The following is a 13,217-nucleotide window of genomic DNA, read 5'->3' as shown; positions in this document are numbered from 1 at the left end:
CTTTGCTTTACTCTCGCAGGTCTAGCCGCTAACTGTCCCAGATTCAAGGGACAGTTTAGGGACAGTGAGAGAAATAAAACCGATTAATCACAATGGGAATATCCAACTCAAGTTTAGCTACGGCGGTAAACGCTACTCATTCAATCCCATCCCCGGTGGTCACTACAACACCAAAAGGGATCTAGCCAATGCCAGAGCGATTGCAACTCAGATACAGAATGATATATTAGCTGGGAACTTTGACCAGACTTTAAATCGCTATAGGTTAGCACCTAAGAAGTCTCAGGAGGTCTGTAAACCTACCACGCTACTACAACTCTGGGATCTCTGGGTAAGTTCTTTAGATGTCTCTGAATCTGCCAGGGCTACTCATTACCGATGGGTGCGCGTCATGATTTCTAAAGCTTCTCCAGATTTAACGGATGTAAGCTGGCTAAATAAGCTTAATCTAGCCTCAGCTACCCTAAAAGAGCGTATAAGTTTAATCAAATCATGTTGTAGTTGGGGGATAACTCAAGGGTATTTAGAATCTAACCCATACCAATCAATCAAAACTCGCGGTGATAAGCCGAAGGATATTAAACCGTTTACATCGGAAGAGGTTAGGTTAATCATAGAGGGTTTTGATAAACTATACCCACACTACACCCCGTTTGTGAAGTTCCTGTTGATTACTGGTTGCCGGACTTCTGAAGCGATAGGTTTGTGCTGGCAACACATTGATTTACTCAAGGGTGAGGTAGTAATCAAAGAAAGCTTATCTAAAGATGTGACCGGGAACGGCTACCAGAGGATAAGGAAAGGTACTAAGACGGGGGATATCAGATACCTGAGTTTACCTGATCATCTGCGATCGCTACTTGAGGAGATTAAGCCAGTAGGCGCTAACCCTGATGATCTGGTATTCACCACACCACGGGGTAAACATATCGACCAGGATACCTTTAGAAAATCATATTGGGTTAAGGTGCTTAAACATCAGGAAATACCTTACCGTAAACCCTACACAACGAGGCATACAATGGTGAGTCACGCCATAGACCAGGGAATACCGTTGACCGGGGTAGCGTATCTGGCAGGGCATAAGGACATCTCGATGATTATTAAAAACTACGGTCACATGATAAATAGACCGGAGTTGCCGAAGTTACCAATAGATTAATGCGACTTAGTGGTGAACTTGGCAGCTTTGCAGACATCGGTTAGCAATGCGATCGCTACTTGTGATTCAGCCTCAACAAATATCACACCATCCTCAACCTCAGCCCACCATGAGGGTATCTTGTAGATCATAGGGTTGTGTCGGTAATCTAAATCTATTTTGCCGTCAAGACACCAAGGGGTAGCTGCTGACCGTTCCCGGTATCCCTGGTTATCCTGGATTGCGTAGCGGAAACGGGTAATACCAAGGTAATCAACGGTAACAGGTTTATTGACTAGACCTAATCTTTCACCAGTTCCTGCTTTACCAGGAATCCAAGTCACTTCTGCATTAGCGGGCATTATAAGAATAAATAAGAATAAAACGAGTAGTATGCTAAAATGTTTATTCATAATAGTTAAATAACTCTAGCCTCATTATGGTATAAAAATACCCTCTAGGTAGAGGGTATCTGAGGCTAACTATATTTTTGTGGTGATTGAGACGGTATATCTATCCGAAGTAATCCACATAAACAATATTTCGAGCCTTGTTACTCTTGTAAGGAGTAAGCTTATTTATCAACCCTCTATCATTCTCTGATGCCAATAAGAAAGCATCTATGTGGTTGAGATTACCTTGCCACTCTACCTTAGATTGTTCCATCAACTGCATGACTCTATCAAATGTTGATTCTAGAACAGGTACTTGGTACTTTTTAGCGTTGTTAATCATGGTGTGTCTCAGATTTAGATTCTTTGGTGTGCGATTTGATTACTAAAGGGATTGGATTACTAAGCCTTTTCTGATGTGACAATGGCGTTTATGGCTTCTGAATCAGTAACCCAGCGTTGCGTGCTATTGGAGTTGATGAACTGGGAAACCCAAGAGCCATCTAGACTGTGATAAAAAGTCCCTAGTAGTTGCGTACCGCGCCATAAACGGTGTAGATCACCAAAATCTAAATCTTGAACTTTGTCGATATCCAGCCCCGTGAGCTTAGGTAAGGTTACGGGCGCTTGTAAGCATGACTGTGGCATAATAGAAAAAACCTTTATTTAGGGTTTGAGAGAAAGCGACCTCGCACCGACCAAAGTTTGTGGTCGCTTTCTTTATGTCTTTCTATTACTAATAGTAGTATTACTACATAACAGAGTCAATAATATTTGTATTACTATTAGTAATACTATTAAACTAACCATATAAGTTTTATATATTACTAAATGTAGTGCTAAATATAGTAATATTAGTTTATTGTCAGAAACAAGATAGACTAATGCCTGTGAAGATTAATCTAAAAGAAGTACGCGAGCTAAGAGAGATGTCTCAGTACGAGTTAGCTCAGAAAACGGGTATGTCTCCACAGAATGTGCAAAAACTAGAACAGGGTAGATCCAAGGGTATCCAGCTTGATACTTTAGATACCCTTTGTGAAGTCTTAGACTGTAAAGTACAAGATATATTGGTGAGAGTTTGATTAAAATCTGTGATACTTATAGAGTGCAGCCCAATGAAGTGATAGTGTGCATATCGCCTGAAGATATCCAACAGTAAACCCTCACTCGTTAACTCACGTTGCATACATCGGGTCAACTTTTCATGCCCTCCTCACTACCCCGCAAGGTTTCCGGGTTTTGGGAACTGTCTTGGCTGCCCTGATTACCTGAGATATCCAGCAAGCATTTATACCTATTTCTTTAGACAGATATTTGATTATCTTTAGATTTTCTTAAGGTTTCATAGGCTGACTCTGGTACAGCCAGAGGCTGAAACCCTTATTTTACCGTACCCCTGGGACTAAATCTGAGACTTGACAGATCCTAGATAGGAACAATAAATGCGACAGGAGGGTGGTTATGAAGAGAGATAGAGAGGTTAGGTTTAGGGCTTCCACACAGGAGGTAGAGGTTATCAGACAGAAGGCTGATGATGCGGGCTACTGCCTCTCAGAATACCTGAGACTCTTGGCTTTAGGATACCTAGCTAGTCAGTCCACCTAACCCGCACAAACCAAATAGGGGTATCTAGTCCCACCTAGTTACCCCCTTAGTTTAAACATATTCGGGCTGATGCCCAAAGGATGTAATAAATGTCTCATGCTGAAAGATTTGTAGAAGCCTATTCTACCACATCTAGTCCTAACAAGTCAAATATTGATGACTTGGAAAGCCTGCTAAGTCTGGTGGAAAGATCAGATATATTGAGTTTGTATTGGAATGTTCCAGGGTCTTCTAAGTTCAATAATAAAGCCCATCGCTTCCAAACAGAAGCGGCTTATGAAATAAAAACATTTATCAACAAAGCAGGGGCTAATGCAGGGTATATATTCTGGGAAGTATTTAAGAAAGCCTATAAGGATCATCTACAGATGAATGCCTGGACTGGGGAACTACTACTTGATGGTAAGCCAACAACTCATGAGGAGTTACTAGACAGGTTAGAGAATGCTTTGGGTATGCTAAGTAAGCTATCTAAGGAACAGTTCGAGAGGAAGTTTCAGGTATTCATGGGTACTGGGTTTAACCCGGTCAGAAAGGAGTTGGAAGCGATCGCCAAACAGTATACATATCTCAGAACTGAAACAGTTACACCGGAACACCCAATGGTTAAAGATGGGTTTTGTGATGTAGATGTCCCCATCGAGATTGAAGATATCAAGATGCTACCTGAGTGGGGTAGCCTAGCCAGTATCCTCTTTGGAGCAGATGACCCACTATCCCAGATGATGCTAGAGAAGTGGTTAATAGCCGCTGTAGCCAGGGTTATGACCCCCGGTTGTCAGGCTGATAATACCCTAGTGTTAATGGGTAAACAGGGTATCGGTAAGTCTAGTTTCTTCCGAGTGCTAGGTGGTGAATATTTCCTAGACCTGGATAACAGCACTGATGGTACTGAGGTCAAGCGACAGTTGGCTAAGTCTTGGATAGTGGAACTGGGGGAGATGGAGGGCATCACCCGGAAGAAAGAGGTAGAGGAGCTTAAAGCATTCCTGACCAAGACCAAGGATACATTTAGAGGGCTATTTGAGAGGAAACCCGCAGATCACCCGCGCCATGTGGTATTCGGTGGTACTTGTAACTCTGATGAGGTCTTGAGAGATCCTACAGGTTCTAGGCGGTTCTGGATTATCCCATGTGGCGACAGGGATATTAACATAGATTTCCTGAAAGAGAACCGGGAGGCTATTCTAGCAAGTGCTTACCGCTTATGGAAAAATGGGGTTACTTGGTGGGCAGATAAAGAGATGTCCCAGGCATCTGAAGATAGAAACAAGGATTACCAAGAGTCCAATGAGTTTGAACACATAGTCAGTGACCTAATATCCAGGATCGAGAAAAATATTCAGGATTATGAGAATAGGGATAGTAGCGGTACTGATGAGAAGTCCTATGATGGGGTAGCTATTAAAGCCTCTGATCTTATGATTGCGGGGTTAGGCATCCCACCTGAGAGATTTAAGATCAACAGAAATGACCGCAAGGTCACACAGGTACTAAAAGAAAAGTTAAAGTATGAAAAAACCCGCTTAACGACAGATGATGGTAAACAGGTATGGTACTGGGTAAAACCAGGCGTATCTAATGCCTACAGGGTCACTCTCCAAAATATTCAGCAAGTTAAAGAAGATCAGAGGCTAGGTTGAGACTATCAACTCTAACTTGAGACTATCAGGATTAGTTGTGATAGTCTCAGCTATAACCTAGATGCAGCAAGGGTTTCTAGCTTCTAAGACTATCAAGACTATCAAGACTATCAAAAATAGAAAAGTATAACCAGGCTAAGTAACTTAAGTACAATCAAATACATTTTGTACATATATCTAAGGTAAGTTGGGTGAATCTGATAGTCTTGATAGTCTCAATGGCTGAAACCTATACACAGTAAGCAAGACAGCACAAAAACAACACCGGATTCCTGATAGTCTTAGATAGTCTTGATAGTCTGATTAATCCCTATCCTCTTGTATGTCTTGCGCGTTGTGTGTACCTTGTGTACCAGCCTCTTGATACAGAGACGCGCACTTAGTTCTGGCTCTTTCTATCATGGCAGGATGAAATATTTCTTTACCAAGTACCATAGCTATTTCTGCTGTTCTATTTGTCATACTTGGGTAGAACTTGGCATAATCTGAAATATAAGATTGAAGGCGCTCTCTAGCTTCCTGTTCAGAAGCTTTATCAATCTCTGTAATATAAGAAGACAGCCGTACTAGTTCATAAAGGGCTTTTTCGTTATCAGTAGTAACTTCCTGCCCCATTTCCCTATAAACTTCAAGCACAGGGATTTTGACCTCATTATGCCATGTATCATTTTCAGTTCCAGGCTCCCCTGCTGATGCTAACCTATTACAATCAGGTTCTGTAGACTTATCCTCAACTACTTTTTTGGCTTGTTCAGTAGTTAAAACCTTATCTGTTGGTACATCAGGATTGCGCTCTAATGGTGTACTCGCTACCTCTGGGGCTTGCTGTGGAGGGGTTTTAGGTTCGGTTAAATCCCTCAATAGTATTACCCCAACAAGGATAATGGCAATCACAGCAGATGTTTTAGGGTACTTACAAGCAAGACCCCATAGTTTCTTAATCATGCTACCAGCTATTACATAATGTTTTGTTTATTTTATACAAAAAGTCATATAAGGCTACTAAAACCACACTAACACGGTATACTTGCATCAAGACTAAAACAGTGAGTAAAAGATACCACAAATAGTACAAGTGTTTAGGGGCTAACTAATATGTCCGGTGTTATCAAACTAACCAAGCAAGTTAAAATCAATGGTGAAATGACTAACGAGATTAAGGGTGTAGACCTGGCAGGAGTGGAAGCCTTAGACGCGGACAAAAATGTAGTAGAAGACTACTGGGACGGTGAGCAAGTAGTGGGCTTCCGATTCACATTTAATAACAATACTGATATGATTTTACACAAAAGTAGTATTGACCCTGATTCTGAGGAGTTCCTATTAGATGCCCTTGATACTATGTAGCAGTTGAGCAGGTTTGTTTATCTGGTAGTTACTGGATATTAGGTGTTAGGCTTTGGCTGTGGCGATCGCAGTTGCCGGAGTCCAAAACTCCCTAGTGTCATCAGTGGGTATCCAAGATAAACCGTCAGGATCTCTCTCAGCAGTCCATTCTCTTATAACTCTTTCCCTTCTCATACTCTTAAGCTGAGTTTCATAATGCTTGGCTTCCTTGGGCGTTTTCGCTAACCTCTCAACCAGAGCCGACTTAGTTAGTTTACGGGGGACACCACCCAAAGTATCCATAATCTTCTCGGTAGGATCGGGGGTATCCTGACTGATTTGAGGAACTGTGGCATCTTTACCCACTTCCAGAGGTTCACCAGTTTCCACAGTATTGTCTAATGGGGATGATGGCTGATCACCCAAACGGTTATCTGGTAGCGGTGCTGATGCCTCTAGCTTTGCTAAAAACTCATCGGCTGCCTCTACAGCGTCTTGTAAGTCCCAGCCAAACCTCTGATACTTAGTATCTGACCAACCAACCACTTTAGCTTTGATGATACTTGGGTGGTTTTCCTTAGCCTCCCATAATGCCAAAGCTTCCTCTAGTGCTGTTATAGGTGCATAGTCGCGGTCTATGCGTGGCTTTGCTATCTCCCAAACTGCATCCGGGTAAACCTTAGCAACTTCTAGCCACTTTCTATTTCCGTTTAGGCTTTTATTCCAAAAAGCCACTACACGATCATCGGGAAACACTAAGAACTCACGCTGTTCTACCTTCTGGGTTTTATACTTTCCCACCTTTAACTCCCACTCTATAGGGAGTTTAGCACCTATAGGATAGCTACACACACTTTTGTTAACACTATTATCTTGCGAAGTCATACTGTTAACAGCTTTACTGATAAGTTGAGTAACTACCTCAACTCTAGATTTACCGCTTTCCTGGCAAAGTTTATCTAACTGGTCGATTACTTCTGCTTCGAGCCTTAGCCCAACTACCTTAGTTGTCATACACACACTTGATACAATGTAGTCGCCACCTGAAATAAAGCCACTCGTAGTCATTGACCCCGATTAGCCCTGTTCAGTTTTCTGCAACTCCCTGATGAACCGATCCAGGGCTTTACCAGCCTGCGATTGTCTACCTAGCCCTAATCCGTTCAAAACACTGTTAGCGATCGCTTGGTAATCAGGTGTAGTTTGTACCTGGTTGGCGGTTAGACTCTCTAATATCTGCTGATGTTGCATTACAGTTACCCTTAGCTCTCTGATCTCTACCTGTAGAGTCTCTAGTACGGAACTAGGGGTATCTTGGCTTTGTACTTCAATCTGTTTAGGCTGCCTAACTGATGTTTGCCTGATACCCTGGGCTACTTGATGCAACCTGGTATAGTTAACCTCCTCAGTCTTGCCAATATACCGTTTATGTAACTTACCGCTTACTTTCTTGTAAGCGTACCAGTAAACTCCTGTAGGTAACTTGTCTTTCCTAGCCCGATAACTATTCTCTCCAGCCTCAAATCCGAAAGAGCCATTAGCCTCCAACCACTGAATAAAATCAGGTGATTCTAGGCTGATTTGACCGTCTTCAGTGGTCAGATATGTACTGTTTTTCGCTATGTACGGGGATTGCATCTGGTTAACCGTAGGTTACTACTACATTATAGTTAACCTTTGATAGCAACCTAAAAGTATACTATCAAAGTTATGTATTAATCAGGTTATTTATCATAAGCAACTATGATAGGTTAACTATTTACAGTTAACTACTAATGGTCTAATATGGTTACATAGGTGAGAGACACCACAGCGACCAGCCCCGGTTAAACCGCTTCACACAACTGGGGTACACTTGAAAGGATTCATACCATGTTATTACAGAGCCGCATCATCACAGTTAACTCAGAAATCGATTTTATTCAGGAACAAATAACCGCGCTACAGACCAAGCTAACCGACCTACAAAGTTTCTCTCAGCAACTACAGAGCGTTGACCAAGCCACAGATAGCGCACTTAATCAACTCAGTTCCGCTGTTGCCTTAATCAATGCCGTCTGTCCAGAGGAGTTATCAACTTTTAAAGCTGCCATTGATGCCCTGATGCAAGGCGACAGGCTACGACTAGCGGCTACTGTGGAGAATGAGGACTCACCTGTTACCCCTGAACCTGTAGAGCCTACACCGGAAGTAACTGTAGATGTTGATCCTACTCACGCAGGTGAACAACCAGAGGAAACCCCGGAAGCCTCGGAAAATCACAATGGCAACGGGAATGGTAAGGGTCATCATAAAACTGATAGTGATAGCTTTGTGATGCTGGCAACCATTGAGGAGCTTAAAGCCTGTGAGCGCCCCAGATTGATTAAACTTGCCAATAAATACCAGATACCCGGATATCAGAACAAGACAAGGGACAAGCTGGCAGAGCTACTGGCTGGTAAGGTTACGGTGGATGAGATTACCCCGGTAGGTGGTAAGGGTAGCAAGTAGCCACAGTTCCCCGGTTACGCTATGTGATCGGGACTTCCATAGTGGTTAAACACCCCGCATAATGTTTCATTATGACTTCGGGGCTGTTACCTACCCATCGCGCTATCTGTGGTATTGGGACTCCCGCTTCTAAGCACTGAGTAATAAATGTGTGCCTAGTGTTATATAGGCATCGGTAGCGATCTACTTTACCTTCTTTTACTAACCGGGGGATTACACCGTGATATATCTTCTTACCAGATCGACAACCTCTCCAGATTTGGTTAGTAAATCGGGAGTTATTGATAGGCGAACCGCCCGGAATCGTGAAGACTAGGGCATCAGGGGTGCGGTCATCAGGTCTAATACTTAACAACAGTTCCCTAAGCACGGGGTTACATGGGAACTTTCTACTTACTCCGGTTTTGGTAGTCTTTGTGATACCGTACTGTCCGTCATAGGACTCACAGAAGATAATCTGAGTACAGTCAGAGTTGATGTGTTGCCACTTGAGCGCGATCGCTTCCCCAGTCCTACAACCAGTTAGGAATAGAAACTTGATAAAGGGGACATAGTGGGATTGCGTGGGATGTTCTTGAAAGGCATTGATGATTGCATCACGCTCTTGGGTACTGAAAGGGTCAATGTCCTTCTGTCCTCTAGGCTTCCTAATATCCCCAGCCATCCCTAGAAATGGGTTATCTTTTATCAGCTTTGACTTGACAGCCCAATCACAACACGCTGAAATATATACTAATACCTTCTGTGCAGTATTGGCACTGTAGGTAGCCAATAAATAATCTCTGATAGTGATCGCATCCCCCAGACGATCTGTAGGTAGGCTCTTGATGTGGGTGTAGTACCTACCTAAATAATCCTTTTTATATGTGGTGGCTGCTACCTGGGGTTTCTTGAACTCACTATGTTTCTCCCAGAGAGTGACTAAGCTAACCGAGGATTGCTTAGGTGCGACAGTAACTTTAGGCTTGAAATGTGATTTATATCTCTCTAATGTCGGGTCAAGATTCCCTGTCTCAATATCTTCCTCTATATCCCAAGCCAACCTCTGAACTTTCTTAAAGTTATCTGGGTCTGCTTTTAAGCCTGTGCTGATGTATCGGGGACTATCCTTGGCTACAATCCTGGGCAGTCTTAATCTCCAATACCCTGCTCTTTCCTCTATACCCACTGTAACCATTGGACACCCTTTTACATAACTTAATAAACTTACTGGTAGCCCCTATTGTGATTGCACCATTAGGACATATTTTAGCACAACTCGATGATTAACTTATTGTGTTATTAGTGACAAGTCAAATACTATGGTAGCTATCCTAAAAATCCAATAAGCTTATGGCAGTCTAAGTTGTATTGCTTTTATATGAAGGGTTGAGAGTTAACATTGCTGGTTAACATAACAGAAAAATCTGGTATTAACTATAGTGTTAATAAACACTAAAATATCTACAATAGTATTGATATTACGTAGTTAGCCAGCACCAAGGGGGAGAATATAACAGTCCTCAGTTGCCATGAATAATGCAGTGTACACACTAGGTCAACTTATGAAGATTACTTTTGTTTATAAGCCTTTATAGCAGGGATAAAAGGATGCGAGGTGACTTTTTTATCCCTGACCACAATAAGAATACTGTCGTACTTGACCTAAAAATCCCATAAACTTTAGGGACAAATAAGGGACAGTTAGCGGTAAATCCATAGCCAACATGAAGCGTGTAAAGCCTCCTACCTTCTGCCTTCTGCCTTCTCCATGAAAAACCCGCTACAGGATTACTATAGCGGGGATTATTAAAAGTTGCAGTTATGGCGTAATGTAAAATTCAAAATTCAAAATTCAAAATTCAAACTTTATTTAAGCCATTCCAGAACAGCTTCTTCTTTGGTATTGGTATTGCGGGAAGGTGTTTCACGCTCAAACTTCATGTGAATTGAACGGCTTTGTTCACCATCAGCAGCAACAGCTAAAATTGGGTAATCAATTAAACCATCTTGGAAGGACATTTGGAAACGGAATGTACCATCTGGATTCAGCTTAATTGGACGACCACCAATAGTTACATTCGCATCTGGTTCAGTTGCACCGTATACAATCAATTCAGCGTCAGCAATTAACCAGAACTGACGAGGACGTACAGGTACTGCGGAAGCAGAGAAGCCAACACCAGACATACCTACACCGGACATAGTTAAACCGGATACGGTGGGAACTGCCCACATACCCACACCAGATGGGAATACGTAGGAACTAAGAGCTTGTTCTGGACGTGCAGAACCGGGTACTTGTTGCATGGAACCGAAGAGAGAACCAGCTACCCGTTGAGCTTCAGCAGATTCTGCTAAACCAAAGATTTGGTCATAAATGGGGTTGCCATTTGCAGTTCCAGCAGCAGTAGTGGCAATTTTCTTAGCTGGGGGAACTAGTTCATACTTAGTCTTACCGCGTAAGTCTTCTTCAAAGTCTACGGTGATGAAGACATCTTCAATCCAGTCGGAAGGATAGACGGGAGGAATGTGAACTCTAGCAGAACGAGCTAATACCAACCAACGACCATCTGCGGTACGATAACCGATATCGATGACATAATCGCGATCGCTTACCGGAATTGGTAAATACCATTCTCTTGCTAGTTCATCAGCAGGATATTCCTGAATACTGTGGGGGCTTTGATGTTCAATATTAATATCAGTAACATCATAAATCCGCAGTGCTAGGGTCTGTCCGCCTTGACGACGAAGTTCTTCTTTGTGATCATTGGGAATATCCCAATATGTGTAAGCCCATTGAGGATCACGAGGTAATAAAACGATGCGGCTTTCACCATAACCTGCTGGTAAATCGGCAAGTGCCTCATCCACATCAGCTAGAGAGCCACCAGTACGATCTTCCTGACCTAATTCAAACTTTGCTGCTTCCACGGTTTCCTGTGCCTCCAGTGAACGAGATGGACTAAGCGAAACTTTGTTGCGCTGGATTTCTTGAATCGATGCCAGCAATTGAGATTTACGCATTCGGCTATAGCGAGAAACACCGCATTCACTTGCAACTTTGCGAAGTTGCCGTAATGTCATCTCCTCTAGCGGGGGGCGTTCTTTTGCCATTAATTTGGCCTCCAGTAGTTTTAAAGGTAAATGATTTCCCCGGGTTATAGAATGGTTGTTAAAATGTCACCTATCCCAGATGAATTTCTTATTCCTGACTTCTGGTTTTGCCCAGTTTATAAGTGTTTTAGTTGGTTTTTAAATTGAGATTCGCAAACTTTCGATTCCTCGTCTTGCCATCATTAGCATTTCTTCGGGATCAGCGGTTTGCTTTCGTTAAATAAATATTAACCAGTAATCATGCCTAGTGAGCAAGGGGTGTGAAGACGGTTTTTGGTCTGTTTGACGTATTTATTAGCCATTCGGGGATCACTATGTCATCAAATCATGACATAAGGAGTTTTAGACGGGGTAGTTATATCAAGATTCCATGACATTTGAGTTTTTAGCCCTGATATCCTCGATTTCTCAAAGAAGTCGGGGATCTGATTGATTAATTGATTACTCATACACTGCTGCTGTAATTTGCCGATAATAGGCTTGATATTCCTCAGACAGCAGCGGTTTCCACCAATCATGATTTTCGAGATACCATTGCACTGTGAGGCGTAAACCCTCAGTAATTGTCATAGAAGGACTCCAATCAAGCTCAGTTTTCAACTTATTGGCGTTAATTGCATATCGTCGGTCATGTCCGGGTCTATCTTTGACAAAAGTAATCAATTTTTCAGATGGACGCACTGGTAAATCAGGTGCTAACTCGTCCATAATTTGGCATAAAGTTTTTACAAGACTGATATTTTCAACTTCATTATTACCACCAATATTGTAATTTTCCCCCGGTTTTCCTTGATGAATTACCACATCTAAAGCATGACAATGATCATTAACATAAAGCCAATCTCGCACATTTTTACCATCTCCATAAACTGGTAATGGCTTACCCATTAAAATATTGATGCACATTAAGGGAATCAGCTTTTCTGGAAATTGAAAAGCCCCATAATTATTAGAGCAATTGGTGATAATTGTAGGTAATTTATAAGTATGGTAATAAGCACGAACTAAGTGATCACTTCCAGCCTTTGAAGCTGAATAAGGACTATTAGGAGCATAAGCTGTAGTTTCTGAGAAAGCCGGGTCATTGGGGGATAAACTACCATAGACTTCATCAGTAGAAATATGGAGAAAAAGATCCTTATCTGGTTGTGCTTTTGTTTCCCAGTATTGACGGAATGATTCTAAAAGAGTGAAAGTTCCAACTACATTAGTTTGTATAAAAGCCCCAGGAGAAAGAATGGAACGGTCTACATGAGATTCAGCAGCAAAATGAGCGATGGTATCAATATTTTCTTCTACTAGGATTTTATCAACAAGAGAAGCATCGCAAATATTTCCCAGGACAAAGCGAAAATTCTCTTGTTCCTGAACTAACTTCAAATTGGAGAGATTTCCAGCATAGGTTAAAGCATCCAAAACCACTACACGGTCATTTGGATAAAGCCGACACCAGTGATGTACAAAATTCGCACCAATAAACCCCGCACCCCCAGTTACTAATAAACGACGACTCAT

General features: G+C 42.1%; 15 protein-coding genes. 6 read left to right on the top strand and 9 right to left on the bottom strand.

The annotated features are described in order from the left end of the window. Positions 1-64: 64 nt before the first annotated feature. Positions 65-1,162: a tyrosine-type recombinase/integrase gene (locus H6G59_RS00640; protein ID WP_190711249.1), complete on the top strand. Its 1,098-nt coding sequence runs from the start codon at positions 65-67 to the stop codon at positions 1,160-1,162. On the opposite strand, the gene H6G59_RS00635 is transcribed toward H6G59_RS00640, so the two are convergent. From H6G59_RS00635 to H6G59_RS00625, 3 genes are all read right to left on the bottom strand, one after another. Beyond that, complete coding sequence (locus tag H6G59_RS00635) at positions 1,159-1,554, bottom strand: hypothetical protein (RefSeq protein WP_190711248.1); 396 nt, start codon at positions 1,552-1,554, stop codon at positions 1,159-1,161. The genes H6G59_RS00640 and H6G59_RS00635 overlap by 4 nt on opposite strands. Positions 1,555-1,654: 100 nt before the next feature. Further along, positions 1,655-1,876 (bottom strand): hypothetical protein, encoded by a 222-nt coding sequence (locus H6G59_RS00630; protein WP_190711247.1) that lies wholly within the window; start codon positions 1,874-1,876, stop codon positions 1,655-1,657. A 59-nt stretch (positions 1,877-1,935) separates the two neighbouring features. Beyond that, positions 1,936-2,181 (bottom strand): hypothetical protein, encoded by a 246-nt coding sequence (locus H6G59_RS00625; RefSeq protein ID WP_190711246.1) that lies wholly within the window; start codon positions 2,179-2,181, stop codon positions 1,936-1,938. A gap of 236 nt (positions 2,182-2,417) precedes the next feature. Here H6G59_RS00625 and H6G59_RS00620 point away from each other — a divergent pair, with 236 nt between their 5' ends. The 3 genes from H6G59_RS00620 to H6G59_RS00615 all read left to right on the top strand — a co-directional run bounded on the left by H6G59_RS00620 (position 2,418) and on the right by H6G59_RS00615 (position 4,784). After that, positions 2,418-2,618 carry a helix-turn-helix domain-containing protein gene (locus tag H6G59_RS00620; protein ID WP_190711245.1) on the top strand — a complete coding sequence of 67 codons (201 nt, stop codon included), beginning with the start codon at positions 2,418-2,420 and terminating at the stop codon, positions 2,616-2,618. A 379-nt stretch (positions 2,619-2,997) separates the two neighbouring features. Continuing rightward, on the top strand, positions 2,998-3,141 hold the full coding sequence (locus tag H6G59_RS27785) for a plasmid mobilization protein (RefSeq protein ID WP_422601573.1): 144 nt from the start codon (positions 2,998-3,000) through the stop codon (positions 3,139-3,141). 89 nt (positions 3,142-3,230) lie between these two features. Next, positions 3,231-4,784 (top strand): virulence-associated E family protein, encoded by a 1,554-nt coding sequence (locus H6G59_RS00615; protein WP_190711244.1) that lies wholly within the window; start codon positions 3,231-3,233, stop codon positions 4,782-4,784. Between the two features lie 303 nt (positions 4,785-5,087). Here the strand turns inward: H6G59_RS00615 and H6G59_RS00610 are convergent, their stop codons facing one another. Continuing rightward, positions 5,088-5,729 carry a hypothetical protein gene (locus H6G59_RS00610; protein ID WP_190711243.1) on the bottom strand — a complete coding sequence of 214 codons (642 nt, stop codon included), beginning with the start codon at positions 5,727-5,729 and terminating at the stop codon, positions 5,088-5,090. 150 nt (positions 5,730-5,879) lie between these two features. Here H6G59_RS00610 and H6G59_RS00605 point away from each other — a divergent pair, with 150 nt between their 5' ends. After that, entirely contained in the window at positions 5,880-6,131 is a 252-nt protein-coding gene (locus tag H6G59_RS00605; protein WP_190711242.1) for a hypothetical protein, read from the top strand. 45 nt (positions 6,132-6,176) lie between these two features. On the opposite strand, the gene H6G59_RS00600 is transcribed toward H6G59_RS00605, so the two are convergent. Both H6G59_RS00600 and H6G59_RS00595 read right to left on the bottom strand, forming a co-directional pair. Then, the gene (locus H6G59_RS00600; protein WP_190711241.1) at positions 6,177-7,124 is read right to left on the bottom strand and encodes a hypothetical protein; all 948 of its coding nucleotides are present in this window, start codon (positions 7,122-7,124) and stop codon (positions 6,177-6,179) included. Positions 7,125-7,187: 63 nt separating this feature from the next. Continuing rightward, positions 7,188-7,748 carry a DUF6788 family protein gene (locus H6G59_RS00595; RefSeq protein WP_190711240.1) on the bottom strand — a complete coding sequence of 187 codons (561 nt, stop codon included), beginning with the start codon at positions 7,746-7,748 and terminating at the stop codon, positions 7,188-7,190. Between the two features lie 234 nt (positions 7,749-7,982). On the opposite strand from H6G59_RS00595, the gene H6G59_RS00590 reads away from it, so the two are divergent. Further along, the gene (locus H6G59_RS00590) at positions 7,983-8,603 is read left to right on the top strand and encodes a hypothetical protein (protein ID WP_190711239.1); all 621 of its coding nucleotides are present in this window, start codon (positions 7,983-7,985) and stop codon (positions 8,601-8,603) included. A 19-nt stretch (positions 8,604-8,622) separates the two neighbouring features. Here the strand turns inward: H6G59_RS00590 and H6G59_RS00585 are convergent, their stop codons facing one another. The 3 genes from H6G59_RS00585 to rfbB form a co-directional block, all read right to left on the bottom strand. Further along, the gene (locus H6G59_RS00585; RefSeq protein WP_190711238.1) at positions 8,623-9,780 is read right to left on the bottom strand and encodes a tyrosine-type recombinase/integrase; all 1,158 of its coding nucleotides are present in this window, start codon (positions 9,778-9,780) and stop codon (positions 8,623-8,625) included. Between the two features lie 671 nt (positions 9,781-10,451). Next, positions 10,452-11,702, bottom strand: coding sequence for a DUF4912 domain-containing protein (locus H6G59_RS00580; RefSeq protein WP_190711237.1), 1,251 nt, complete (start codon positions 11,700-11,702; stop codon positions 10,452-10,454). A 441-nt stretch (positions 11,703-12,143) separates the two neighbouring features. Next, a complete protein-coding gene (rfbB, locus tag H6G59_RS00575) occupies positions 12,144-13,217 on the bottom strand; it encodes a dTDP-glucose 4,6-dehydratase (protein WP_190711236.1) in 1,074 nt (357 codons plus the stop codon).

It is taken from the genome of Anabaena lutea FACHB-196, assembly GCF_014698305.1.
GTDB lineage: Bacteria > Cyanobacteriota > Cyanobacteriia > Cyanobacteriales > Nostocaceae > Anabaena > Anabaena lutea.
The sequence above is the reverse complement of the archived record's forward strand: the minus strand, read 5'-3'. Positions and strand labels throughout refer to the sequence as shown.

Excerpts from the sequence above, each read along its gene's own strand:
- H6G59_RS00635 (WP_190711248.1), bottom strand. The coding sequence starts at position 1,554 with ATGAATAAACATTTTAGCATACTACTCGTTTTATTCTTATTTATTCTT.
- H6G59_RS00630 (WP_190711247.1), bottom strand. The coding sequence starts at position 1,876 with ATGATTAACAACGCTAAAAAGTACCAAGTACCTGTTCTAGAATCAACA.
- H6G59_RS00625 (WP_190711246.1), bottom strand. The coding sequence starts at position 2,181 with ATGCCACAGTCATGCTTACAAGCGCCCGTAACCTTACCTAAGCTCACG.
- H6G59_RS00620 (WP_190711245.1), top strand. The coding sequence starts at position 2,418 with ATGCCTGTGAAGATTAATCTAAAAGAAGTACGCGAGCTAAGAGAGATG.
- H6G59_RS27785 (WP_422601573.1), top strand. The coding sequence starts at position 2,998 with ATGAAGAGAGATAGAGAGGTTAGGTTTAGGGCTTCCACACAGGAGGTA.
- H6G59_RS00615 (WP_190711244.1), top strand. The coding sequence starts at position 3,231 with ATGTCTCATGCTGAAAGATTTGTAGAAGCCTATTCTACCACATCTAGT.
- H6G59_RS00610 (WP_190711243.1), bottom strand. The coding sequence starts at position 5,729 with ATGATTAAGAAACTATGGGGTCTTGCTTGTAAGTACCCTAAAACATCT.
- H6G59_RS00605 (WP_190711242.1), top strand. The coding sequence starts at position 5,880 with ATGTCCGGTGTTATCAAACTAACCAAGCAAGTTAAAATCAATGGTGAA.
- H6G59_RS00600 (WP_190711241.1), bottom strand. The coding sequence starts at position 7,124 with ATGACAACTAAGGTAGTTGGGCTAAGGCTCGAAGCAGAAGTAATCGAC.
- H6G59_RS00595 (WP_190711240.1), bottom strand. The coding sequence starts at position 7,748 with ATGCAATCCCCGTACATAGCGAAAAACAGTACATATCTGACCACTGAA.
- H6G59_RS00590 (WP_190711239.1), top strand. The coding sequence starts at position 7,983 with ATGTTATTACAGAGCCGCATCATCACAGTTAACTCAGAAATCGATTTT.
- H6G59_RS00585 (WP_190711238.1), bottom strand. The coding sequence starts at position 9,780 with ATGGTTACAGTGGGTATAGAGGAAAGAGCAGGGTATTGGAGATTAAGA.
- H6G59_RS00580 (WP_190711237.1), bottom strand. The coding sequence starts at position 11,702 with ATGGCAAAAGAACGCCCCCCGCTAGAGGAGATGACATTACGGCAACTT.
- rfbB (WP_190711236.1), bottom strand. The coding sequence starts at position 13,217 with ATGAGTCGTCGTTTATTAGTAACTGGGGGTGCGGGGTTTATTGGTGCG.